Annotated in this window: 27 protein-coding genes; 14 read left to right on the forward strand and 13 right to left on the reverse strand. The window is 29.3% G+C overall.

Going from position 1 to position 23,213, the window contains the following annotated elements:
- The first annotated feature begins 94 nt into the window (after window positions 1-94).
- Both MC378_RS01615 and MC378_RS01620 read left to right on the forward strand, forming a co-directional pair.
- The gene (locus tag MC378_RS01615) at window positions 95-2,587 is read left to right on the forward strand and encodes a M14 family metallopeptidase (protein ID WP_242176965.1); all 2,493 of its coding nucleotides are present in this window, start codon (window positions 95-97) and stop codon (window positions 2,585-2,587) included.
- Between the two features lie 109 nt (window positions 2,588-2,696).
- Window positions 2,697-2,855 (forward strand): YqaE/Pmp3 family membrane protein, encoded by a 159-nt coding sequence (locus tag MC378_RS01620; RefSeq protein WP_242176966.1) that lies wholly within the window; start codon window positions 2,697-2,699, stop codon window positions 2,853-2,855.
- On the opposite strand, the gene MC378_RS01625 is transcribed toward MC378_RS01620, so the two are convergent.
- From MC378_RS01625 to MC378_RS01650, 6 genes are all read right to left on the reverse strand, one after another.
- The gene (locus MC378_RS01625) at window positions 2,852-3,190 is read right to left on the reverse strand and encodes a tRNA-binding protein (protein ID WP_242176967.1); all 339 of its coding nucleotides are present in this window, start codon (window positions 3,188-3,190) and stop codon (window positions 2,852-2,854) included. The two genes, MC378_RS01620 and MC378_RS01625, sit on opposite strands and share 4 nt — an antisense overlap.
- 2 nt (window positions 3,191-3,192) lie before the next feature.
- Window positions 3,193-3,660 (reverse strand): Mpo1 family 2-hydroxy fatty acid dioxygenase, encoded by a 468-nt coding sequence (locus tag MC378_RS01630; RefSeq protein ID WP_242176968.1) that lies wholly within the window; start codon window positions 3,658-3,660, stop codon window positions 3,193-3,195.
- A gap of 137 nt (window positions 3,661-3,797) precedes the next feature.
- Entirely contained in the window at window positions 3,798-4,727 is a 930-nt protein-coding gene (locus tag MC378_RS01635) for a peptidylprolyl isomerase (protein ID WP_242176969.1), read from the reverse strand.
- Window positions 4,728-4,783: 56 nt separating this feature from the next.
- The gene (locus tag MC378_RS01640) at window positions 4,784-6,343 is read right to left on the reverse strand and encodes a hypothetical protein (RefSeq protein WP_242176970.1); all 1,560 of its coding nucleotides are present in this window, start codon (window positions 6,341-6,343) and stop codon (window positions 4,784-4,786) included.
- Between the two features lie 5 nt (window positions 6,344-6,348).
- On the reverse strand, window positions 6,349-7,941 hold the full coding sequence (locus MC378_RS01645; protein ID WP_242176971.1) for a peptide chain release factor 3: 1,593 nt from the start codon (window positions 7,939-7,941) through the stop codon (window positions 6,349-6,351).
- A gap of 44 nt (window positions 7,942-7,985) precedes the next feature.
- Complete coding sequence (locus MC378_RS01650; protein WP_242176972.1) at window positions 7,986-8,684, reverse strand: peptidylprolyl isomerase; 699 nt, start codon at window positions 8,682-8,684, stop codon at window positions 7,986-7,988.
- A 122-nt stretch (window positions 8,685-8,806) separates the two neighbouring features.
- On the opposite strand from MC378_RS01650, the gene idi reads away from it, so the two are divergent.
- The 7 genes from idi to MC378_RS01685 all read left to right on the forward strand — a co-directional run bounded on the left by idi (window position 8,807) and on the right by MC378_RS01685 (window position 12,765).
- Window positions 8,807-9,325: an isopentenyl-diphosphate Delta-isomerase gene (gene idi, locus MC378_RS01655; protein WP_242176973.1), complete on the forward strand. Its 519-nt coding sequence runs from the start codon at window positions 8,807-8,809 to the stop codon at window positions 9,323-9,325.
- Entirely contained in the window at window positions 9,318-9,731 is a 414-nt protein-coding gene (locus tag MC378_RS01660) for a 6-pyruvoyl trahydropterin synthase family protein (RefSeq protein WP_242176974.1), read from the forward strand. Before idi ends, MC378_RS01660 begins: the two co-directional genes overlap by 8 nt.
- A gap of 9 nt (window positions 9,732-9,740) precedes the next feature.
- Complete coding sequence (locus tag MC378_RS01665) at window positions 9,741-10,712, forward strand: type I phosphomannose isomerase catalytic subunit (protein ID WP_242176975.1); 972 nt, start codon at window positions 9,741-9,743, stop codon at window positions 10,710-10,712.
- Between the two features lie 5 nt (window positions 10,713-10,717).
- Window positions 10,718-11,449 (forward strand): 3-deoxy-manno-octulosonate cytidylyltransferase, encoded by a 732-nt coding sequence (gene kdsB / locus MC378_RS01670; protein WP_242176976.1) that lies wholly within the window; start codon window positions 10,718-10,720, stop codon window positions 11,447-11,449.
- Entirely contained in the window at window positions 11,449-12,141 is a 693-nt protein-coding gene (locus MC378_RS01675) for an HAD family hydrolase (RefSeq protein WP_242176977.1), read from the forward strand. Before kdsB ends, MC378_RS01675 begins: the two co-directional genes overlap by 1 nt.
- Window positions 12,142-12,181: 40 nt before the next feature.
- Complete coding sequence (locus MC378_RS01680; RefSeq protein ID WP_242176978.1) at window positions 12,182-12,442, forward strand: hypothetical protein; 261 nt, start codon at window positions 12,182-12,184, stop codon at window positions 12,440-12,442.
- 128 nt (window positions 12,443-12,570) lie between these two features.
- On the forward strand, window positions 12,571-12,765 hold the full coding sequence (locus tag MC378_RS01685) for a hypothetical protein (RefSeq protein ID WP_242176979.1): 195 nt from the start codon (window positions 12,571-12,573) through the stop codon (window positions 12,763-12,765).
- A gap of 30 nt (window positions 12,766-12,795) precedes the next feature.
- On the opposite strand, the gene MC378_RS01690 is transcribed toward MC378_RS01685, so the two are convergent.
- From MC378_RS01690 to MC378_RS01705, 4 genes are read right to left on the reverse strand one after another with little or no spacing between them, the layout of a single operon-like run.
- Window positions 12,796-13,257, reverse strand: a complete 462-nt coding sequence (locus MC378_RS01690; RefSeq protein WP_242176980.1) for a hypothetical protein — start codon at window positions 13,255-13,257, stop codon at window positions 12,796-12,798.
- Window position 13,258: 1 nt separating this feature from the next.
- Window positions 13,259-13,804, reverse strand: coding sequence for a hypothetical protein (locus MC378_RS01695; RefSeq protein WP_242176981.1), 546 nt, complete (start codon window positions 13,802-13,804; stop codon window positions 13,259-13,261).
- A gap of 33 nt (window positions 13,805-13,837) precedes the next feature.
- The gene (locus MC378_RS01700; RefSeq protein ID WP_242176982.1) at window positions 13,838-14,386 is read right to left on the reverse strand and encodes an RNA polymerase sigma factor; all 549 of its coding nucleotides are present in this window, start codon (window positions 14,384-14,386) and stop codon (window positions 13,838-13,840) included.
- A 59-nt stretch (window positions 14,387-14,445) separates the two neighbouring features.
- A complete protein-coding gene (locus MC378_RS01705) occupies window positions 14,446-15,894 on the reverse strand; it encodes a TonB-dependent receptor (protein ID WP_242176983.1) in 1,449 nt (482 codons plus the stop codon).
- Between the two features lie 85 nt (window positions 15,895-15,979).
- On the opposite strand from MC378_RS01705, the gene MC378_RS01710 reads away from it, so the two are divergent.
- From MC378_RS01710 to MC378_RS01730, 5 genes are all read left to right on the forward strand, one after another.
- Complete coding sequence (locus MC378_RS01710; RefSeq protein ID WP_242176984.1) at window positions 15,980-16,756, forward strand: MBL fold metallo-hydrolase; 777 nt, start codon at window positions 15,980-15,982, stop codon at window positions 16,754-16,756.
- Between the two features lie 103 nt (window positions 16,757-16,859).
- Complete coding sequence (locus MC378_RS01715; protein ID WP_242176985.1) at window positions 16,860-17,210, forward strand: hypothetical protein; 351 nt, start codon at window positions 16,860-16,862, stop codon at window positions 17,208-17,210.
- Window positions 17,211-18,029, forward strand: coding sequence for a cell envelope biogenesis protein OmpA (locus tag MC378_RS01720; RefSeq protein WP_242176986.1), 819 nt, complete (start codon window positions 17,211-17,213; stop codon window positions 18,027-18,029).
- Between the two features lie 20 nt (window positions 18,030-18,049).
- Window positions 18,050-18,535, forward strand: coding sequence for a Rab family GTPase (locus MC378_RS01725; protein WP_242176987.1), 486 nt, complete (start codon window positions 18,050-18,052; stop codon window positions 18,533-18,535).
- A 6-nt stretch (window positions 18,536-18,541) separates the two neighbouring features.
- Window positions 18,542-20,062 carry an ATP-binding response regulator gene (locus MC378_RS01730; protein ID WP_242176988.1) on the forward strand — a complete coding sequence of 507 codons (1,521 nt, stop codon included), beginning with the start codon at window positions 18,542-18,544 and terminating at the stop codon, window positions 20,060-20,062.
- A 16-nt stretch (window positions 20,063-20,078) separates the two neighbouring features.
- Here the strand turns inward: MC378_RS01730 and MC378_RS01735 are convergent, their stop codons facing one another.
- The 3 genes from MC378_RS01735 to MC378_RS01745 form a co-directional block, all read right to left on the reverse strand.
- On the reverse strand, window positions 20,079-21,182 hold the full coding sequence (locus MC378_RS01735) for an aminotransferase class V-fold PLP-dependent enzyme (protein WP_242176989.1): 1,104 nt from the start codon (window positions 21,180-21,182) through the stop codon (window positions 20,079-20,081).
- 45 nt (window positions 21,183-21,227) lie between these two features.
- Window positions 21,228-22,463 (reverse strand): DEAD/DEAH box helicase, encoded by a 1,236-nt coding sequence (locus tag MC378_RS01740; protein WP_242176990.1) that lies wholly within the window; start codon window positions 22,461-22,463, stop codon window positions 21,228-21,230.
- A 105-nt stretch (window positions 22,464-22,568) separates the two neighbouring features.
- A complete protein-coding gene (locus MC378_RS01745) occupies window positions 22,569-23,210 on the reverse strand; it encodes an alpha/beta hydrolase (RefSeq protein WP_242176991.1) in 642 nt (213 codons plus the stop codon).
- Between the last annotated feature and the right edge of the window lie 3 nt (window positions 23,211-23,213).

A 23,213-nucleotide genomic window follows, 5' to 3' on the forward strand; every position in this document is an offset into this window, starting at 1 on the left:
TTGTTTGTTTGAAGTTTCTCAAATCAAAAGTTAAAATCTAAAAAATAACTTCTCAAATTCTTATATTTGTTTCATAACCAAACTTAAATCTCAGATGAAAAAAATAGTATTAATTTTCTTATTTGTCTCTATTTCAATTTCTGCTCAAAAAGTAGCTTTATCTTATTATTTACCTAATAATGTTACTTACAATAAAAATATTCCAACACCAAAATCTGTAATTGGTCATGAAGTAGGTGAGTGGCATATTACGCATGATAAGTTGGTAGAATACATGAAAGTTTTAGCAGCTGCTTCTGATCGTATTTCTATTGAAACAAGAGGGAAAACCTACGAAGACAGACCACTAGTTTTACTAACGATTACATCGGCAAAAAATCATAAAAACATAGAGAATATTAGAAAAAAACATATTGATGCAACCAATGATGCTACTTTGGATGTTTCTGATAACCCTATTGTTGTTTATCAAGGTTTTTCTATTCATGGAAATGAACCAAGTGGGTCTAATGCTGCTTTGGCTGTTGCTTATTATTTAGCGGCTGCAGAAGGAATTGATGACTTATTAAATAATGTTGTTATTTTATTTGACCCTTCGTTTAACCCTGATGGTTTACAACGTTTTGCATATTGGGCTAATACCAACAAAAGTAAAAACATTAATCCTGATCCTAATGATAGAGAGTATACAGAAATCTGGCCAAGAGGAAGAACCAATCATTATCAGTTTGATATGAATAGAGATTGGCTACCTGTACAACTTCCAGAAAGCAAAGTTAGAATTGCTAGTTTTCATAAATGGTTGCCAAATATTTTAACAGATCATCATGAAATGGGAAGCAATGCTAGTTTCTTTTTTCAACCAGGAATTCCATCAAGAACTAATCCTTTAACACCACAATTAAATCAAGATTTAACTAAAGAAATAGGAACTTATCATGCCAAAGCATTAGATAAAATTGGTTCTTTGTATTATTCAGAAGAAAATTATGATGATTTTTATTACGGTAAAGGTTCTACGTTTCCGGATATTAATGGAAGTATAGGGATTTTGTTTGAACAAGCTAGTTCTAGAGGACATGCACAAGAAACAATTAATGGAGTTTTAACTTTTCCTTTTACCATCAGAAATCAGTTTACAGCAGCTCTATCTACATTAGAAGCAGCCAAAAATATGCGGGTAAAAATTTTAAAATATCAACAAGATTTTTACAAAGAGTCTAGAAATACAGGTGAAAAAAAGGCCATTGTTTTTGGTGATGAAAAAGACGCTGCAAAAAGTTATCTTTTGGCTGAAGTTTTAAAGCGTCATCAAATAAGAATACACGAAGTAAAATCTGATTTTACTAAGAACGGAAAAACCTTTAAAAAAGGATATAGCTATGTGGTGCCAATGAATCAAAAAAACCAACGCTTGGTAAAAGCTATGTTTGATGTAAGAACAACGTTTAAAGATAGTTTGTTTTATGATGTTTCTGCGTGGACTTTCAATTACGCTTTTGGTGTTGATTATGCAGAGAATATTTCGATTTCTAAAGCTGGTAATGAAATTCATCAATTAAAAAGACAACCTGGAAATGTATCTTTTAAAAGTAATTACGGCTATTTAATGCCATGGAATGATTATTATACTCCTAAGGCTTTAAATAGTATATTACAAAAAGGGATACGAGCAAAAGTTTCTATGAAAAATTTTAAAAATGGGGAAAATTCTTATGATTATGGAACCATTTTTATTCCTGTTCAAAATCAAGAATTAAATTCGGTAGAATTGTATCAATTTTTAGAAAATGTAGCCCAAGAAAGTCATTTAAAAATTAATGGTGTTACAACAGGGTTAAATGATGGAATTGATTTAGGAAGTAGAAATTTTAGCAATATTAGAAAGCAAAAAATAGCTATGCTAGTTGGAAACGGAATTACCGGGAATGATTCTGGAGAAATTTGGCATTTGTTAGATCAACGTTTTGATATGCAATTGACTCGTTTAGATATGAGTTATTTTTCTAGAGTTGATATTAGTAAATATTCTACAATTATTATTCCTAGCAGTTATAACTTAGGAAATAGTGTTGAAGAAAAACTGAGGTCTTGGGTAAGAAATGGAGGTGTTTTAATTGGTTATAAGAATACAGCAAGATGGTTGGCAAGTAAAAAGTTTATTAATTTGCAGTTTGAAAAAACAAAAAATGAAGCTATTAAGGGAGTCTCTTTTGAAAACCGTTCATTAAAATCGGGAGCGCAAGTAATTGGTGGTGCTATTTTTGAAGCAAAAATTGACAGATCTCATCCAATAAATTTTGGATATAAAAATGATAAAATAGCGATATTTAGGAATTCTACCATGTTTATAAAAGCAGATAAACACAGTTACAATAATCCTATTCAATATACTTCAAATCCTTTATTAAGCGGTTATATTTCTAAAGAAAATGCCAAAGTAATTAAAAATACGGTTCCTTTTAAAGTTCAAAGAATGGGTAGAGGAAAGGTCATTGTATTTACAGATAATACAAATTTTAGAGCATTTTGGTTTGGAACAAATAAGTTACTTATGAATGCTATTTTCTTTGGAGATAAGATGTAAGCTTTTTAAAATAGAAATTTTGAAATATTGAGGTTTTATAACTTAGTTTAAGTTTTGTAACAAAAAATGTAGTTAAGCGTCTTATTTATATAACCAACCAAATATATAAATGAGTTTATTTAGAGTTTTATTAGCTATTATTTTTCCTCCATTATCTGTTATAGGAAAAGGATGTGGTTCATTCTTTATTATTTTTCTATTAACACTTTGTGGATGGATTCCTGGAGTGATAGGAGCCTTGGTAATTTTAAACAATCCTAAGAACTAAGAAACTTGTTCTCCGTTTTTTATGTTTTTAGAAGCTTGTAGTAAAACTACGTTTCCATCTGTATTATAAACACCTAAAACTAAACATTCGCTTATAAAGTTGGCAATTTGCCTCGATTTAAAATTTACAATTACTGAAACTTGTTTATTTAACAGTTCTTTTTTTGTGTATAAATCTGTTATTTGTGCACTCGATTTTTTGATTCCTAAGCTACCAAAATCAATGGTTAATTGATATGCAGGTTTTTTAGCTTTTGGAAAATCATTTACTTCTATAATTGTACCAATTCTAATATCAACTTTTAAAAAGTCTTCAAATGTAATTTCATTAGTCATTATTATCGTTTCTTTTTAGCTATTTTTTGAATCACCCAAAGAGGACCAATTAACAAAAATTGTAAATCTTTTATAAATGAGGGTTTTTTACCTTCTACTTTATGTCCATAAAACTGACCAATCCATGCTACAACAAAAAGGGCCAAAGAAAACCACAGGAGATTAAAGTGTTTTTGAATCCAATGATTTCCAATAATAGAGATCAAAATTAAAAAACACATTTCTACAAAGTACCAAAAACCTAATCTTAAATAAAAACCAAAAGCAATAAGGACTCCAAAGACAAAACCCCAATTTTCAAAAAATGGGTTATATAATTCAAATGAAGTTAAAAAACTTGGAGGAATACTCATTAGCAAACCAATGACACTAAAAAAGATTGCAGGAACACAGATATAGTGAATTGTTTGGTTGGTTTTATTTTGATGACTTACGGCGTAATCATCAAACCATTGTTGTGCAGTTTTCATGTATTAAATTTAGAGTTCTAAAGATATACATTATTTGTAATTTTTTCTAATTCATTAGGAATCTTATTTTAAGTTTAATCATAAAAAAAACTCTCGTATTTCGAGAGTTTTTTTTATTTGTAATATTTATAAATAGATTATTTAACATCCATTAATTCTACATCAAAGATAAGTGTAGCATTTGGAGGAATAACTCCACCAGCACCAGCTTCTCCGTAAGCTAAGTTAGAAGGGATTACAAAACGAGCTTTATCGCCCACTTTTAATAATTGAATACCTTCATCCCAACCAGCAATTACTTGACCTACACCCACATTAAAATCGATAGGTTGTTTTCTTTTGTAAGAAGAATCAAAAACGGTTCCGTCTAATAATTGTCCTTTATAGTGTACAGAAACCCCTGCGCCTTTTGTAGCTTGTTTACCTGTTCCATTTTGTATAATTTGATAACGCAAACCGCTTGCTGTTTCATCATAACCAGCAGCAACAGAATCTAATAATTCTTTTTGTTTTGCTTTTTCTTCAGCTTCGCGTTTTTCTCTTGAACCTTCAAAAGTTCTAAAAGCTTCTACTGCATTAAATTTTTCGGCTGCATCACCAACTCTAATGATTTCTACTTTCATATCATCACCTTGTGCAACAGCATCCACTACGTCTTGTCCTTCTATAACTGATCCAAAAACGGTGTGTTTACCATCTAACCATGGCGTAGGGATATGAGTAATATAAAATTGACTTCCGTTGGTAGCTGGACCAGAATTAGCCATTGCTAATTTACCTGGAGTATCGTGTTTTAATTCAGGATGAAATTCATCATCAAACTTATAACCAGGGTTTCCTGTTCCTGTTCCTTGTGGACATCCACCTTGAATCATAAACTCTGGAATTACTCTATGAAATTTTAATCCGTCATAATATGGGCTTCCTTGTTCTTTTACAGAATTTTCTAAATTACCTTCTGCTAGCGCAACAAAATTACCAACAGTTCCTGGAGTTTTTTCTTCTTCTAATTTTACTAAAATTTCACCCTTTGGAGTGGTGAATTTTGCATATATTCCGTTTTTCATTTTCTAATTATTTAATCGTTTTATATGAGGCTATTCTAAATTGTTATCAGAATAAATTATTTTCCGTTTAAAATGGATAAACCGTAGTTTACACCAATATTTATATTTGTTGAATTTACATTTCCAAAAGGAGAAACCATTTGTCCTCCTGAAATATTAAAAGACAAATCGTTATTTAGATGATAATTGAGACCTGCTATAGGTCTAACTAAAATTCCTTCTCCAGAATCTACTCTTCCTCCACCAGCAACACCAGCAGCTAATTCTAGAAAAGCAGAAAATTTATCATTTAAGAATTTATTACTTTTTATTCCTAGACCAAAAATTCCGTGTGCATAACCACCCGATTCTCCTTCGTATGCAAAAGAAGCTTCTCCTGCAATATAAAATCTGTGATTTAAGTCGTATTGAATTTTTAAGGCTATTAATTGTAAATCGCTATCTGGAATTCCAAATTTTGCAACATCAAAATAGCTTTGATTTTGTATACCAATTTGTATTCCTTGAGTTTTTAATTCTGTGATTTGTTTTCCTGTAAAAGGATCTTCTATTCCTCCACTTAAACCATAATATTTTATACTAAAACCAGCAGTATATGCTTCAAAGGTACCTCCAATAGATCTATGATAACCTCCATGAGCACTTAAACCAAACTTTTCTGTTAATTTTACGTCAAATCCTGCGCTAGGATACATTGTCAATCCATTTTCAGGGTAAATTCTTCCTCCAGCAGCTCCAATTCCCATTTTAGCAAAAAAGTTGACATACTTGGTTTCTATAAAGTTATTTCCAACTCCAAAAAATAGATCCATAAAACCAGCAGTTAATCCGCTATACATGGCATCTACATGTGCGTAAATAAAAGTGTTGCTTGTTAAATATTTTTGATACTCAAATCCAATAATACTTAAAGTATTTGTTATAGGTTTATAACTAGGTGTTGTACTTGCATCTGTTCTTGAATCACCGGTAGGAAAAAAGTAGTCAAATGTTACTTGTTGTACACTCTTAACAGCAGGATTTTTCCAGAATATATCATTGGATGCATTATTTAAAGTGAATGTTTTTTGAGCATTTTCATAAGAACTTGTTCTTACTAAAGTTGGAATTTCTATAAAAAATGAAACATTATCGTTTTTTTGAATTCCTGTAAAAAAGTTTACATAACCATATTGAACTCCAAAAGAATATCCTTTTTTCTTGTATTGTAAACCTGCACTAGGGTAAATAATACCTCCTCCGTTAACAAGTGATCTAAAACCACCACCGCCACCAAAATGTACATTTGCATCAAAATAAAGGTTTTTATAAATTTTTTTATTTACTCCTAAATTTACTCCAAGAGTAAATAAACCTCCTTGATCTCCGGTAATTGCAGTATGAAATCCTAAGCCAGTATATAACCAATCATTTAATGGAATATTATAGTTTAATCCAATAAATCCCATTGTAGGGTCTAAGGTATATCCAACTTGTTCGTCTGGTTGGTAGACTAAAATGTAACTTAATCTAATATTATTTTTAAGTTCTTTTCCGTTTAATTCTGATAAGTCATAAGTTTGAGAATAGTTGTTTAAACTAAAAAGAGTAACAAAAAATAATAACAATTTTTTCATAATTTCTAATTTTTAAACTCACTAGTAAAATGCAATTTTACAGTTGGGTATTTACTTTGTGTCATTTGAATAGTAAAAGCAGAATCAGCCAAAAAGACTAATTGACCTTGTTTGTCTTTTGCTAAGTATCGTTGTTTTACACGTTTAAATTCTTTGAACTCACCGTTTTTGATATCTTCAGGTTCTACCCAACAGGCTTTATGTACTTGTAAGTTTTCATAGGTACATTTTGCACCATATTCGTGTTCTAATCGATATTGAATTACTTCGTATTGTAAAGCACCAACGGTACCAACAACCTTACGTCCATTCATGTCTAAGGTAAATAATTGTGCAACACCTTCATCCATTAATTGATCTAAACCTTTGTATAATTGTTTAGATTTCATAGGATCAGCATTGTTTACATAACGGAAATGTTCTGGAGAAAAACTTGGTATTCCTTTAAAGTTTAATACTTCTCCTTCAGTTAAAGTGTCCCCAATTTTAAAGTTTCCAGTATCATGAATTCCCACAATGTCTCCAGGAAAAGATTCATCTACAATTTCTTTTTTTTCTGCAAAAAAGGCATTTGGACTCGAAAATTTTACTTTTTTACCATTTCTAACATGTAAATATGGAGAGTTTCTTTTGAAGGTTCCCGAGACAATTTTTATAAAAGCCAATCGATCTCTGTGCTTAGGATCCATATTTGCATGGATTTTAAACACAAAACCTGTCATTTTTGTTTCTTTAGAATCTACTAAGCGTTCTTCTGCTTTTTTAGGTTGTGGTGATGGGGCAATTTCGATAAAAGCATCTAACAATTCTTTAACACCGAAGTTATTTAAAGCAGATCCAAAGAATACAGGTTGGAGCGAACCTCTCAGGTATTCTTCTCTGTCAAATTCTGGATAAACTTCGCTTATCAACTCTATTTCTTCACGTAAAGTATTAGCGGCAGTTTCTCCAACTATTTTGTCTAATTCAGGGTTTGATAAATCATCAAATTGAACACCATCCGAAATAGTTGTTTTATTATCTCCAGAAAAAAGGTTCAATTTTTTTTCCCAAATATTGTAAATTCCTTTAAAATCATATCCCATACCAATAGGGAAACTCATTGGTGTAACTCGTAAACCTAGTTTCTGTTCTACTTCGTCTAATAAATCAAAAGCATCTTTTCCTTCTCTATCTAACTTGTTGATAAAAACCAACATAGGGATACTTCTCATTCGACAAACTTCAACTAATTTTTCTGTTTGTGGTTCAACCCCTTTGGCAACATCAATTACAACAATAACACTATCTACAGCAGTTAAAGTTCTAAAAGTATCTTCTGCAAAATCTTTATGCCCTGGAGTATCTAAAATGTTTATTTTTTTGTCTTTGTAAATAAAGGCTAAAACAGAAGTAGCTACAGAAATTCCACGTTGACGTTCAATTTCCATAAAATCGGAAGTTGCTCCTTTTTTAATTTTATTATTCTTTACAGCTCCAGCTTCTTGTATGGCCCCACCAAATAATAATAATTTTTCTGTTAAAGTAGTTTTACCAGCATCTGGATGTGAAATGATACCAAATGTTCTTCTACGTTCTATTTCCTTTAAAAAACTCATCTACAAATTTTGAGGTGCAAAGATAGGTTTTACAAAGAGAATTATCAATCTAAAATTTCAATGGTCATATTTATATCATCAATAGGCCATTCGTCTACACCAACTTTAACTTTAGAGATTTTATCCATAACATCAAAACCAGAGACTACTTCACCAAAAACGGTATGTTCATTATCTAAGTGATGAGCACCACTTCTTTTATGTACCATATAAAATTCAAATGGACTTGATAATTTATTTGGATTTTTTTCCCATTGTCTTGCTGCAGCTAAAGCACCGTATTTATGTGTTCTGTTTTTTCTGAATTCGGGTTTCATTAAATAATTACCATATTTTCTTCGTTGTTTTTGTGTGTACATATTGTCAGAATTTCCACCCTGAATCACAAAGTTTTTTGCAACTCTATAAATAACAGTTGTATTAAAGTATTTAATTTTTGTTAGAAAAATAAAATTAGCTCTGTGTACCGGAACATCTTCGTACAAACGCAATTTTATATTTCCAAATTTTGTTTTTATAACGACTTTTGTTTCTGGGTTTTGTTTTCCGTATTCTAACAAAAAAGCTTCTGTATTATCTTTATTTAAACTATCCCAAGGTTTAACTATTTTTTTTTCTTTCTTTTTTTTAAGATCTTTTTTCGTCTCAATTTTAAGCGTATTTTTTTCTACTTTTCTTTCTTTACTACATTGATAAAAAGAAATTAATGTTAAAAAAATGAGTATTTTAAAGAAAGTTTTCACGGTTTGTGTTTGGTTTTTTAGAACCTCAAATATAATTCATCAAAATAAAAGAATAGAAAATTCTGATCACTTTATAATAAAATTAAGTTTTAAAGCTATTTGATTGCATTATATTTGCAATTATGGAAGAACAAGTTGTTTTAGTTGATAAAAATGACAACCAATTGGGATTAATGCCTAAAATGGAAGCACATGAAAGAGCAGTACTGCATAGAGCTTTTTCTGTCTTTATATTTAATAAAAAAGGAGAACTAATGTTGCAACAAAGAGCTGCGCATAAATACCATTCTCCCTTATTATGGACAAATACTTGCTGTTCTCATCAAAGGAATGGAGAAAGTAATTTAGATGCAGGTAAACGAAGATTACAAGAAGAAATGGGCTTTACAACCGATTTAAAAGAAGTGTTTTCTTTTGTTTATAAAGCTCCTTTTGATAATGGACTAACAGAGCATGAGTTAGATCATGTGATGATTGGTTATTTTGATGAAAGCCCAATACTTAACAAAGAAGAGGTAGAAGACTTTAAATGGATGTTGTTGGAAGACGTAAAACTTGATATGGAGAAAAATCCATCAGTTTATACAGAATGGTTTAAAATTATATTTGATAAATCTTTTGAAAAATTAAGAAATGCCTAGAGTAACCGTACATAGAAAAGCACATTTTAATGCAGCTCATAGATTGCATAGAAAAGATTGGTCTGTAGAAAAGAATTTTGAAGTTTTTGGGAAATGCAGTAATCCTAATTACCATGGACATAATTATGAATTAGTTGTTTCTGTTACAGGAGAAATAGACAAGGAAACTGGATTTGTAATGGATTTGGCTATTTTAAGAAGATTGATAAAATCAGAAATAGAAGAGACTTTAGATCATAAAAATTTGAATGTAGAGGTTGACGAATTTAAAGACTTGAATCCTACTGCAGAAAACATTTCTGTAGTTATTTATAATAAACTAAGAGAAAAAATTAGCCAGGATTTAGAATTATCTATAAAGTTATATGAAACTCCTCGTAATTTTGTAACTTATTCAGGAGAATAAAGAAAAATAATGAAGCAACTATTAAAGTTTCAACCCATTCTAAAAGATAAAATTTGGGGGGGAGAAAAACTAATCTCTCTTTTAAATAAAAAATCAAATAGAAAAGATATTGGAGAAAGTTGGGAAATTTCTGATGTAGAAGGAGATACTTCTGTGGTTGTGAATGGAAAATTATCAGGAAAAGATTTAAAACAACTTATTTTAGAGTTTAAGTCTGATTTAGTAGGTCATAAGGTTTATCAACATTTTGGAGAAAAATTCCCAATTTTAATTAAGTTTATAGATGCTAAAGATGCACTAAGTATTCAATTGCATCCTAATGACGATTTAGCTAAAAAACGCCATAATTCATTTGGAAAAACAGAAATGTGGTATGTAATGCAAGCAGATAAAAAAGCCAATTTAATTGTTGGTTTTCAAAAAGAAATTACATCAACAGAATATTTAGAACATTTAAAAAATAAAACGTTGTTAGATGTTTTAAATGTAGATGAAGTCAATAAAGGCGATGTTTACTTTATTCCATCGGGAAGAGTACATGCAATAGGTGCTGGAGTTTTATTGGCGGAAATTCAACAAACATCTAATATTACGTACAGAATTTACGATTGGGATAGACCAAATCCTGATGGAACGTTTAGAGAACTACATACAGAAGAAGCAATTGATGCTATAGATTATTCAGCTCAAAATTCTTACAAGTCAGTATATTCTAAAGAAGAAAATACTCCTTCAGAAATTGTTTCTTGCCCATATTTTACAACAAATGTTTTACCAATAAAAGGCAAGATATCTATCAATCATAATAATAAAGATAGTTTTGTGATTTATATGTGCGTAGAAGGTAGTGTAACGTTTCACTATGATAATCAAACAGAAAAACTAGAAATGGGTGAAACCATTTTAGTGCCTGCTTGTATTAAAGCAATTGAGATTTTTTCTGAAGAAAAATCAGAATTATTAGAAGTGTATATTAAATAATATTTATGAAAATAATTGCAATGATTCCTGCACGTTATAGTGCTAGTCGTTTTCCAGGGAAGTTAATGAAAGACTTAGGAGGGAAACCTGTAATTCTAAGAACTTATGAAGCAGCTTTAACAACCAATTTGTTTGATGATGTTTTTATAGTAACGGATTCTGATGTTATTTTTAAGACCATTGAAAGTGCAGGAGGGAAAGCAATTATGAGTAAAAAGGAACACGAATGTGGCTCTGATAGAATTGCAGAAGCTGTTGAAAATATAGAAGCTGATATTGTTATAAATGTACAAGGAGATGAGCCTTTTATTGATGCCATTTCTCTTACTAAATTAATTGATGTTTTTAAAAAAGACAGCAAATATGAAATAGATTTAGCTTCTTTGAAAGTACAAATCACCGATAAAGAAGATATAGAAAACCCAAATAATGTTAAGGTAATTACAGATGTAAATAATTTAGCAATTTACTTTTCTAGAAGTGTAATTCCTTATCATAGAGATAAAGATGTTGCGGTTAAATATTACAAACATAAAGGTGTGTATGCTTTTAGAAAACAAGCATTAATAGATTTTTACCATACACCAATGACGCCTTTAGAAGCTGCAGAAAAGATTGAAGCAATTCGATATCAAGAAATTGGTAAAAAAATTAAAATGGTAGAAACTAATGTTGAAGCTGTTGGAATCGATACTCCAGAGGATTTAGAAAAAGCAAAAAAATATTTAGAAAAATAATGTACAAGAATATAAAAGTAATTGCTTTTGATGCTGATGATACTTTATGGGTAAACGAAACTTACTTTAGAGAAGCAGAACATCAATTTTCAAAATTGCTTTCTAAATACGAAACAGAGAATAAAATAGATCAAGAGCTATTTAAAAAAGAAATTGAAAATCTAAAACTATATGGCTATGGCGTAAAAGGATTTGTCTTATCTATGGTAGAATGTGCTTTAGAGCTTTCTAATTATAATATTTCTCAAAAAACAATTGAAGCTATTTTAGAAATTGGTAAAGAAATGCTAGAAAAACCAATTGAATTATTAGAAGGAATAGAAGAAGTATTAGAAAAATTACAAGGAAAATATAAATTAATTGTTGCTACCAAAGGAGATTTATTAGATCAAGAGAGAAAGTTAGAAAAATCTAATTTACTTAAATACTTTCATCATATAGAAGTTATGAGTGATAAGAAAAGGAAAGATTATAAAAAATTAATCAAACATTTAGATATCAAACCATCAGAATTATTAATGATTGGTAACTCATTAAAGTCAGACGTTTTACCATTAATAAACATTGGTGCTTCTGCAATTCATGTTCCTTTTCATACAACTTGGGTACATGAAGAAGTTACAAAAGAAGAGCAATCTAAAACCAATTATAAAACAGTTTTAAATATAAAAGAAGTTTTAACGCTCTTTTAAATAAATAAACTAAATTTGCACCAATAAATAAAAAAAGATTATGGCAAGTATAAAAAACTTAAAAAAAGATATTAATTACGTTTTAGGAGATGTTATTGAATATACTTTAGATGTTTCAACTTTAAAAAATGAAGCTAAAAAAGGTGATGCACTTATCGATGAAGCTATTGAAACATTTGATAGTTTAGTTGCTAAAGTAAACGACAAAAGTGTTGAGAATAAAAAAGCACATTTTAAAGCAATTAATGAAGAATTAGAAACAAAAGCTAAAAGCTTAATAGAGAAAATAAACAAGTTATAGACTTGAATTTTATCATTTTTTTAAGACCATCATCTTTATAGATGATGGTTTTTTTATTAAATTTGTGTAGCTAGATATACTAAAATGTTTTAGATATCGTTTATTATTATAACTTAATTTTATTAAAAATGGCTAGAGCAATGTTTGAGTACACTAAAACTGTACTAAAAAAAGTTAGTTTTAATTCAGATTTGTTTTGTAAAGAGTTAGATAAGGCTTTAAAAAGATTACTACCTTATGAAGTTGAAGAATTAACAATTTGGTTAAAAAAGTATACAGCAAATAAACCAGAGCTATACGTTTGTATGAGCTTGATAAATTAAAAAAGGGAAGCTATTAAGCTTCCCTTTTTTTTAGTTCTTATTGACTGTCTTTTTTCGTCTATATTTTTTCATTAAATTTCTTATAAAATCTCTTTCTGTTGATTTTAACTTTAGTATTTTTCTATATGATAATACTTTTGTTAACTCAATATCCTGGTCTACTTTTGTGGTGTAGATTTTCTTATCTAAATCTGCAATCTTTTTCATTATCGTCTTAGCGTCATTTTCAGAAATATTGTCAGTTCCGCCTGCGTCTTTAATTTGTGTGATTAGCTTATATTTTTCTACTCTTTCTAGTTGATGTAATTTTTCATCAAACTTATTGTAAATAGGCCAAAATTTTTGAGCTTCTTTAGAAGTTAAATTAAGTTGTTCTGTGATAAAAGCAATCTTTAAAGTTTTAATATTGGCTCCTTTAGATTCTTTTTTTTGTGCATTTGTAAAAAAGCTTGCAAAAAGAAGTACGGTTAATAATAATGCTGTTTTTTTCATTTTAATCATTTTCTAAAATTAATGATATGTCTTCATGATTACTTAAATAATTTTCAAGTTCATCATTGCTAATTGAGTTCGGAATTACTTCAGAATCTTCAAATTCTATATCTGTATAGGTTAGTGCTATATCGTTATCGTTTATTAGATTGATATTGTTAGAAACCCATTGTTCTACATCGTTATCATCTAATTGGTCAAAAAGGCTTAATTCTGTTTTGTTAAAAACAAGAGAATTTAAACCAATAAATAAGACTACAGAAGCTGCTGCTGCAACAGGAATAAACTTTAAGAGTCTGTCTTTTAAAGAAATTACTTTTACTTCTTTTTTTGTTGATGAAACTTTTGCTAAAATTTCATTGTCTATAGTATCAAAATAATTATCTGGAGTTTTAAAAACTGTTTTTTTAGCATGTTTCTCTTCAAACAAAAGAGTCGTAAATTGATTTTCTACCTCTTCAAAATAATTTGAAGGAGTAGAAAAACCAGTAGTTTTACCTGTTTTCTGATTTAAAAATTGAATACTATTTTTTAGATTTTTTTCCATTCTATTATTTAGACTTAACTTTTTTAAAAAGGTTTAATTTGTTTGTGTCTTTATATAACTTTCTATTTTCTTTACTGCATGAAAATAAGATGATTTTAATGCTCCTACAGATGTTTCTAGTATGTCAGAGATTTCACTGTATTTTAATTCATCAAAATATTTCATGTTAAAAACTAATTGTTGTTTTTGAGGTAAAGTTGCAATTGCTTTTTGTAAAATTAATTGAATTTCATCACCAGAAAAATAAACATCACTTTCTAAAGTAGAGGCTAGTTCATTTTGTACATCAGAGATGTCTACATTTCTTTCTTTAGCTCTTTTGTTAATAAATGTTATAGATTCATTTGTTGCAATTCTATACATCCAAGAAAAGAGTTTACTTTCTTGGTTAAATTTATCAATATTTTTAAATATTTTTATAAAAGTATTTTGCAGCACATCATCTGCATCATCATGAGAAATTACTATTTTTCTAATGTGCCAATACAGGCGTTCTTTGTATTGCGAAATTAAATCGCGGAACGCTTTTTCTTTTGTTTGAGCATTTTTAAGCTCTTCTATAAAAGTAACTTCGTCTATCAAATAATAGCGTTTTTTATTTAGACGTTTAAAAAGAACAAAGGTTTAACCTTGTTTTAAAATTATTTTCTAGCTCTTGCTCTAGAGTATCCAAACAATCTTTTTTGTTTAATTGTTTCAGCAATTCCTTCTGGTAACATTTCTTCCCAACCGTGTTTGTTTTCTATAATCATTTTTAATACTTCTCTAGAGAAAATATCTAAAATATTTTTGTCAAAGTCATCTATATTAACAAGTTTACCATTTGTTTTAAAGAATTTATACAATTCTTTCATTCTTGGATGTACTTTTAAGTTTTCGCTATTAATATATTCTCCAGTTTCTTGATCGTGATATGGATACATATACACTTTTAAATCTCTATAGAAAAGTTTACCAAATGCTTCTAAAATTCCACCGCTGATGTCTCTATAATATTTTTCATCAAAAATTTGAATAAGATTATAAACTCCCATTGCTAATCCCATTCTAGCTTTAGTAAATTCACTAAAATATTCAACCAATTTAAAGTACTGTTGAAAGTTTGTGATCATTACATTTTGTCCTAAAGAACAAAGTAATTCTGCTCTGTCCAAGAAATCTCTTTCATTTATTTCTCCTTCTGCTCTTAAATTACTGAGTGTAATTTCAAAAATAATTTTTGTGTTTTTTTCATCAACTTTATTTTCAGCAAAAAAGAGTTTTTTAGATTTCTCATACATATCCATGTTAACCTTAGTAACGGGTCTAAAGCTACCACGTAGGGCTAATATGTTTTTTTTATAAAGTACGTGAGCTGGTAATAAGTTATTCCCATCAGGACCAAACATAACGGCATTGGTCATACCATTTTTAAGTAACTGTAAACTCATTAAACGGTTGTCCACATACATAAATCTTGGCCCAGAGAAATTAATCATATCAATTTCTAATTGATCTTTATCTAAATTATCATAAAAAGATTTTACTAATTCTTTTGGATTGTCATTTAAATAAAAAGCTCCATAAATTAAGTTGACACCTAAAACGCCCAGAGTTTCTTGTTGTAGTCTGGCATCCGTTTCTTTAAAACGGAGGTGTAAAACAATTTCATTATATTCTTCTAAAGGATCTAGTTGAAAACGAATTCCTACCCAACCATGACCTTTAAACTTTTTAGCAAAATCTATTGTGGTTACTGTGTTTGCGTAACTAAAAAATAATTTATCTGGATGTTTGTGTCTACTTAAACGGTCTTCCATTAAATCAATTTCATGGCCTAACATCTTCTTTAAACGTGGTTGAGTAACATAACGTTTGTCTTCTTCAATACCGTAAATAGCATCAGAAAAATCTTTATCATATGCACTCATAGCTTTGGCAATTGTACCTGAGGCTGCACCAGATCTAAAGAAGTTACGTGCAGTTTCTTGTCCTGCTCCAATTTCAGCAAAGGTTCCGTAAATATCAGAATTTAAGTTTATTCTTAAAGCTTTACTTTTTATAGACGGTACAATGCTTATCTTTTGATCTCCTTTTAAAGAAATTGCCATAAATATGATTTATTGATTTATTATGTGGTAACAAATGTACTAAAATAGACACTCATCAGTCAATTTTTATCTTATTTTTGTTTTAATGAAATCAAAGAAAATTAACATTACTTTTTTAGGTACAGGGACCTCACAAGGTATCCCTATGATTGCTAATAATCACCCCGTTTGTTTGTCTAAAAATAAAAAAGATAAACGTTTGCGATCCTCAATCTTAATTTCTTGGAAAACATATTCTTATGTAATAGATTGTGGTCCCGATTTTAGACAACAAATGTTAAGAGAAAATGTGCAATCTTTAAATGGGGTTTTATTTACACATGAACATTCAGATCATACAGCTGGTTTAGATGATTTAAGACCTTTTTGTTATCAAATAGGAGAGATGCCAATTTATTTAAACAAGAGAACCTTAGAAAGTTTAGAGCAACGTTTTCAGTATATTTTTAGTAAAGAAAATAGATACCCAGGAGCACCAAGTGTTCAGTCAAACTTAATTGAAGAAGACTCTTTTTTGTTAGAAGATTTAAAAGTAACACCTATTAATGTGATGCATGGTAATTTACCTGTTACAGGATATAGAATTGAAAATATTGCTTATTTGACAGATGTAAAACATATTTCTAAAGAAGAAAAGTTAAAGCTCAAAAATTTAGATGTTTTAATCGTAAATGCCTTAAGGATAGAAGAACATCCTACTCATTTTAACCTGAAAGAGGCTCTAGATTTTGTTGATGAAATTCAGCCTAAAAAAGCATATTTTACTCATATAAGTCATAAATTAGGTTTTCATGAAGAGGTTTCTAAAGTGCTTCCAGAAAATGTTTTTTTAGCGTTTGATGGTTTAAAAATTGATGTTTAGAAGTTTATAAACTGTTTTTTGTATATTTGTCAATATAGACACTGTCTTGGGACAGAAAAAAGACTTCTACAAACCCCTAAATACTAACTCAACTTTAAAATAAATGGGAAAAAATTCTGAAAAACCAACAACTTCAACAAATGCTCAAGAAATTGATAGAATTGAAGCTGTTAGAAATTTAATATTTGGAGAAAATATTAAACAATACAATAATGAATTTGCAGACGTTTATGATAAAATAAAAGCGCTACAAGACCAAACAAATAAAAATCTATCAGAATCTGTTTCTAATTTAGAAAATAAATTAGCAGATTTAGAAAGTTTAATGGATCATAAATTTCAAGATTTAAATAGTGATTTAGATAAAAGACTTGCCGATTTAGATGATGAAAAAGCAGATAGAAGAACGTTAGGAAAAGCTTTAGAGAAAATTGCACTTATGTTGCAAGAATAGATGAAAAATACAACTGTAGATAACAATAAAGACAATCGTTTTGAGTTGCTCAGAGAACTTTTATTAGCAGAAGATAGAGAGAAATTTAATTCACTTAGTCAAGAAATTATTCTTAGAGAAAAATTGGCTAAAAGAGTTTCTCCTCTTGTCGATGAGAAAATCGAAGATCTTCGTGAAAATTTCCCGGTTTATTTTGGAGATACCATTACAGAAACCATAAAAGTTCAAATTAGAGACTCTCAAGATGAAGTTGTAGAAGCCTTGTACCCAATTATGGGTAAATTGGTTAAGAAAGCTATTGTTAGCGAAATCACTAAGTTATCTGACAGTATTAATAAAACAATCAAAGAAAAATTCTCTGTACAAGAAATTATAAAAAGATTTTTTAAAGGCAAAAAAAATGACGCAGATGTAGTTCTGCAAGAAGTTTTTGAACCAATTATAGAAGAAGTTTTTATTATTGAAAAAGATTCTGGTTTGCTTTCTGGAAGTTATTCTAGAGGGAATATAGCTGATAAAGATATGGTTTCTGGAATGTTAACAGCAATTAAATCTTTTGCCGAAGATGCATTTTCTAAAGAAGGACAGGATTTAGAAGATATTAAATTCGAGACTTTCCAAATTTCTTTAAAAAACTTTAAAACAATTTACATTGCCATTGCAACATCAGGAGTTTTAAACTCAGGCTTTAAAGACGAACTATCTGATCATATTAACAATATTGCTGAGATTATTTTAAGAGATCGTTCATACCTAGCTGAAGAAGAAAAATTAAATGATTTAATTAAACGTCATTTAATTCAAGAAAAATCTAGATAAATTTACATTATATTTATTAAATGATTGCTAAAAAAGTTTTACTTGTTGGTAATTTTGGAGTTGGAAAAACTTCATTAATTAGAAGGTTTGTTACAAATGAATTTTCCGAAGATTATATAAGTACAATTGGAGTTAGAATAAGCAAAAAAGAAGTTCAGTATAATGAGCAAATTGTAAAATTGCTAATTTGGGATGTTGCAGGGACTAGTGGTAATGAAAAAATACCAAAGGCCTATTTTTTAGGAGCTAATGCAGCAATGTATGTTTTTGATTTAAGTAGAGAAGAGACTTATATTGCATTAGAAGAAAACCTTAAAATGGTTAAAGAATTATCTGGTTTACAGAATATTACTTTAATTGGAAATAAAAAGGATTTATTAACATCAGAAGAATTAATAGCAGTAAAAAATAAAATTACAGTTCCTATAGATTTAATTACAAGCGCCAAAGATGATGAAAATGTAGAAGATGCTTTCACATTACTTACGGCAGAATCTTTAAAATAATACCTTTTGATACCAGCAAAAATAGAAGATGTTTTTATACAAATTACAACAGATATAAATGGAGTGATTTTAAGTATAGATGCAGGTAAATTTGCAGAAAAAGAATTTACTTTACATCAATCTGTTTATAGGAGTTGCCCTTTTTTAGAAGGAACTTTAGAAGCGTTGCCTTATAATGAGCCTTTTCTTATTGAAGCAATGATTATACATTCAAATTCAATTGAATATAATGTTGATGTTGAGATTTTTAAAAGAGAAGAAAGTATTTCTGTTTTAATCCATAATAGAACAAATGTTTACAAGTATGTAGATCAACTGAATCAAAAAAGAAATGATATTTTCTTTATTAAAAGAGAAATTGCCGAAAAAAATAAAGAGTTAGATCGACTAAGAAAAATTGCTGACAAAGCGAATGAGGAGAAATCTCGTTTTTTAGCCATGATAAGCCATGAAATTAGAAATCCTTTAAATGTTATTTTAGGTTATTCTGAAATGATTGCTGAAGAAAATGCAGATGTACAAAAATACATCAATTCTTTGTTGGATGCAGGACATAATTTAAAAGTAATTGTGGAAGATATTTTAGATTTATCTCGAATAGAAGCAGGGAAACTAGAATTGGTTTCAGAGCAAATTTCAATTACTAAAATTGTAGAAACTTGCATTGCTAATTTTTATCATCAACAAAAAACGAAAGAAGTAAAATTAGAATATTTTATTTCTGAAAAGGTGCCAACTTTTATTTTAGGAGATTCAGTAAGAATTACTCAGGTTTTGTCTAATTTAATGAGTAATGCTATTAAATTCACTAAAAAAGGAATTGTAAAAATTGATGTTGAAGCTGTTTCTGAAACAGCAGAAAATGCAGTATTAAAGTTTGTTATTTCTGATACAGGAAGAGGAATGACAAATGATCAAGTTGCTAAAATATTTGAAGAATATCAGCAAACAGAAATTAATGACAACCGTGTTTTTGGGGGTGCAGGATTAGGGTTAGCTATTGTAAAACGTTTGGTTCATGCTATGAATGGAGTGATTTTAGTAGAAAGTAAGATTGATAAGGGAACACGTTTTTCAATTGAAATCTCTTTTAAAAAAGTTGTAAATCATACCTTACCTCAGAAACAAAAAAATGTTGAAGTCAATTTCAATAGTTTGAAAGGGCGAAGAATTTTAGTAGCAGATGATGATGTTTTAAATCAAACAATCGTTGCTCACATTTTAAATAAAGAAAAAACAGTAACAACGATTGTAAACGATGGATTAGAGGCTTTAGATAAAATTAGTAAAGAATCTTTTGATGTAATTTTATTGGATATTAATATGCCAAATATGACAGGGGAAGATTTAATGAGGCAAAGGGATCTGTTTGATAAACTTAATATTGACACCCCTTTTTTAGCGTTAACAGCAAACACATCATCCAAAGATGTTCAAAGGTATTTATCGCTTGGTTTTTCTGGAATTATCTCTAAACCATACACAGCAACAGAATTTGTTGAAAAAATAAAAAAGGTCCTTCCTTAATTCTAGAAGTTCAAAATTATATCAAACTTAAAAATATTTTAATCTCTTCTTTTGTTGTGAAAAAATTTGGACTAACTCTAATGTTTTCAGCTTGCAGACTAACTAATACTTTGTGTTCTTTAAGTTTATTATAAAGTATTTTTGTTGTTTTTAGAGCTCCTGTATTAAAATGTATAATAGCTGTTCTTTCTTCTTTGTTTTTTATAGGAGTTACTATTTGGTGCCCTTTTCCTTGAATTCCTTTAATTAGTATGTCTGTATTCTCTATTGCTTTATTATAAATATTTTGAACGCCAATATTTAAAAGTAATTCTAATCCGGCAGACCAAGCATCAAATAGGGAATATGCAATTGTGCCTGTTTCAAATTTTCTGGCATCATTATAATAAGTAAGTTTATCATGAATGTTTTCAGCAGCATACATTCCCGGTAAAACCGGATGAATCTTTTCTACAACTTTTTTGCTTACGTATAAGAATCCTGTTCCGTGTGTTCCTAATAACCATTTAAAACCACAACCAGACATAACATCAATTTGTTCTTTTTCAACATCTATTGGAATCATTCCTGCTGCTTGAGCCGCATCAACAACAAATATGGCTCCTTTTTTGTGAGCAAATTTTCCAATTGCAGAAAGGTTTGGTCTAAAACCGCTATTGTATCTTACGGCAGCAACTGCAACAACACGCGTTTTATTATCAATAAGTTTTTCAAATGCTTCAGGTTCTATTCGATTATCCTTATGTACTTTAACAAATCTAATTTCAACTCCTTTTTTTTGAAGTTGTAACCAAGGAAAAGCATTGTTCCAATGCTCTCGCTCTGGAATTACAATATTGTCCCCTTTTTTGAAGGGGATACCTTGTGCAACGATTCCTAAGCCAACACCTGTACTCGTTGTTAAAGCATATTCTGAAGGAGATCCACCTAGTATTTTAGATAAGTGAATGCGTAAGTTATTGCGATTAAAGGCTTTTTTATAAAGAGGGTTTATTTCTGTTTTTAAGTATTCTTGAAGCTTTTTGTTTACTAATAAGTTTAAAGGGCTTTGAGAGGCACTATTTAGAAAAATAGCTTCTTTAGTTATTGGGAATAAAGATCTTATATGCTCTAGGTTCATTTTGAGTTAGCTTATTTTATTTAAAATTTAGCAACTGTAAATCTTTTAATACCAGCGTTTCTTTTTCTTTTTAGAAGCTTCAGATTTTCTTCCTTTTTTATGTTTGCTGATTGTGTTTGGTTGCTTCTTTTTGTGTTTTGGTTTAGAAATTGGATAAGGATGTTCATCAATAACTTTAATCGGCTTTTCAATTAAAGTTTCTATAGTTTTAATGTATCCATTTTCATCTGGAGAACAGAATGAAAATGCAATTCCAGATTTCCCAGCTCTACCTGTTCTACCAATTCTATGAATATAAGTTTCTGGAATGTTTGGAATATCAAAATTAATAATGGCATCTACATTTGTAATGTCAATTCCACGAGCAGCAACATCTGTAGCGATTAGAATATTTGCTTTTTTGTTTTTAAAATCTTCAATTGCTTTGTTTCTGATTGCTTGTGTTTTGTCTCCATGAATACTAGTAACTTTGTATCCATTTTTATTTAAAGACTCTTCTAATTTGTCAACACCAAATTTTGTGCGTCTAAAAATGATTATTTTTCCATTGATTGTATTTCTTAATAAATGCAAACACAAATCTGTTTTATTCTTTTTTGGAAGATAATATAATAATTGGCCTATGTTTTTTGCGGTTGTTTCTTCTGGGTTGATTTCAACCTTAATAGGATTTTTTAGAATCTTTTTTGATAATTCATCTATTTTTTCTGGGATGGTTGCAGAAAAAAGTAAAGTTTGTTTTTTCTTAGGACATAATGCTTCTATTTTTTTTACATCGTTTATAAAGCCCATGTCTAACATTAAATCGGCTTCATCTAAAACAAAAATTTCAATCGCACTTAAATCTACGTTTCCTTGTAATTGTAGGTCAATTAATCTTCCTGGGGTTGCAATTAAAATATCTACGCCTTCTGCTAAGATTTCTTTTTGAGGTTCTAAAGAAACACCTCCAACAACTGCTGTTGTAATTAAATTGGTGTATTTGCTATAACTTTTAAAGTTTTCTAGAATTTGTATTGCCAACTCTCTAGTTGGTGTAATAACCAAAGATTTTATCTTTTTTTTATCTTTTTCTACCTCTTGATTTTCAGATAAAAGCTGAATGATTGGTAGAGCAAAAGCAGCAGTTTTTCCTGTACCTGTATTTGCAGAAACAATAACGTTTTTTTTTGCTAATACTAAAGGGATTGTTTTTTCTTGGACTAAAGTTGGTGTGTGAAACCTTTCTTCAGCAACTGCTTTTAAGATGGATTTATGTAAGGGTAATTCAGAAAATTGCATTGAATAATTTTTAATGCAAAGGTAGTTTAAAAGAGTCTATGATTTTTTTAATTTTAAAAAGGTGTTTTCTGTAGGGTAGTATATGTGGTTTTGTAACAAAAGAAGTTATAAACGCTCTTCAATCCATGTTTTAAAGCTGTAAAAATTTTGTGGGGCAACTCCATGTCCAACAGGATATTCAGAATATACATTTTGTAAGCCTAAGTTATCTAGAAAAGGTTTGCTTTTTCTTGCCCAATCTATAGGTAATACTTGATCAACAGAGCCATGAGAGCAGTAATAACTAGTTTTAATGTCTTTAGAAATTGTTTGGGGTAATAATTCTGTATTTATATATCCACTTAAAGCAATTACATGTTGTACTTTATTAGGATAGAAAAAACTTAATGAATAACTTAAAATAGCACCTTGACTAAAGCCTAGTAGAAAAGTTTTATCAGGATTTGTATTGTATTTTTTCTTGATTTCATCAATAAAAACAGCAATTTTATCTAAAGATTCTTTGGCTTCTTTTAAATCTGAAAACTTACCATTTTTATCATCAAAGTTAATAGAATACCAAGCATAACTTCCAAATCCCAAAGAAAAAGGAGCTTGTGCGCTAACAATTAATAATTCTTTAGGTAATTCTTCTGCAAACGAGAATAAATCTTGCTCATTACTTCCGTAACCATGTAAAAGAATAAGTAAAGGTGTGTTTTCTATAGTTATTTTTGGTGCTCTAATAAGGTAATGCAAATTGCTCATAAA

Source organism: Polaribacter marinus (assembly GCF_022662535.1).
Classification (GTDB): Bacteria; Bacteroidota; Bacteroidia; order Flavobacteriales; family Flavobacteriaceae; genus Polaribacter; species Polaribacter marinus.

Coding starts and splice junctions, on each gene's coding strand:
- MC378_RS01615 (WP_242176965.1), top strand. CDS start 95: ATGAAAAAAATAGTATTAATTTTCTTATTTGTCTCTATTTCAATTTCT.
- MC378_RS01620 (WP_242176966.1), top strand. CDS start 2,697: ATGAGTTTATTTAGAGTTTTATTAGCTATTATTTTTCCTCCATTATCT.
- MC378_RS01625 (WP_242176967.1), bottom strand. CDS start 3,190: ATGACTAATGAAATTACATTTGAAGACTTTTTAAAAGTTGATATTAGA.
- MC378_RS01630 (WP_242176968.1), bottom strand. CDS start 3,660: ATGAAAACTGCACAACAATGGTTTGATGATTACGCCGTAAGTCATCAA.
- MC378_RS01635 (WP_242176969.1), bottom strand. CDS start 4,727: ATGAAAAACGGAATATATGCAAAATTCACCACTCCAAAGGGTGAAATT.
- MC378_RS01640 (WP_242176970.1), bottom strand. CDS start 6,343: ATGAAAAAATTGTTATTATTTTTTGTTACTCTTTTTAGTTTAAACAAC.
- MC378_RS01645 (WP_242176971.1), bottom strand. CDS start 7,941: ATGAGTTTTTTAAAGGAAATAGAACGTAGAAGAACATTTGGTATCATT.
- idi (WP_242176973.1), top strand. CDS start 8,807: ATGGAAGAACAAGTTGTTTTAGTTGATAAAAATGACAACCAATTGGGA.
- MC378_RS01660 (WP_242176974.1), top strand. CDS start 9,318: ATGCCTAGAGTAACCGTACATAGAAAAGCACATTTTAATGCAGCTCAT.
- MC378_RS01665 (WP_242176975.1), top strand. CDS start 9,741: ATGAAGCAACTATTAAAGTTTCAACCCATTCTAAAAGATAAAATTTGG.
- kdsB (WP_242176976.1), top strand. CDS start 10,718: ATGAAAATAATTGCAATGATTCCTGCACGTTATAGTGCTAGTCGTTTT.
- MC378_RS01675 (WP_242176977.1), top strand. CDS start 11,449: ATGTACAAGAATATAAAAGTAATTGCTTTTGATGCTGATGATACTTTA.
- MC378_RS01680 (WP_242176978.1), top strand. CDS start 12,182: ATGGCAAGTATAAAAAACTTAAAAAAAGATATTAATTACGTTTTAGGA.
- MC378_RS01685 (WP_242176979.1), top strand. CDS start 12,571: ATGGCTAGAGCAATGTTTGAGTACACTAAAACTGTACTAAAAAAAGTT.
- MC378_RS01690 (WP_242176980.1), bottom strand. CDS start 13,257: ATGAAAAAAACAGCATTATTATTAACCGTACTTCTTTTTGCAAGCTTT.
- MC378_RS01695 (WP_242176981.1), bottom strand. CDS start 13,804: ATGGAAAAAAATCTAAAAAATAGTATTCAATTTTTAAATCAGAAAACA.
- MC378_RS01705 (WP_242176983.1), bottom strand. CDS start 15,894: ATGGCAATTTCTTTAAAAGGAGATCAAAAGATAAGCATTGTACCGTCT.
- MC378_RS01710 (WP_242176984.1), top strand. CDS start 15,980: ATGAAATCAAAGAAAATTAACATTACTTTTTTAGGTACAGGGACCTCA.
- MC378_RS01715 (WP_242176985.1), top strand. CDS start 16,860: ATGGGAAAAAATTCTGAAAAACCAACAACTTCAACAAATGCTCAAGAA.
- MC378_RS01720 (WP_242176986.1), top strand. CDS start 17,211: ATGAAAAATACAACTGTAGATAACAATAAAGACAATCGTTTTGAGTTG.
- MC378_RS01725 (WP_242176987.1), top strand. CDS start 18,050: ATGATTGCTAAAAAAGTTTTACTTGTTGGTAATTTTGGAGTTGGAAAA.
- MC378_RS01735 (WP_242176989.1), bottom strand. CDS start 21,182: ATGAACCTAGAGCATATAAGATCTTTATTCCCAATAACTAAAGAAGCT.
- MC378_RS01740 (WP_242176990.1), bottom strand. CDS start 22,463: ATGCAATTTTCTGAATTACCCTTACATAAATCCATCTTAAAAGCAGTT.
- MC378_RS01745 (WP_242176991.1), bottom strand. CDS start 23,210: ATGAGCAATTTGCATTACCTTATTAGAGCACCAAAAATAACTATAGAA.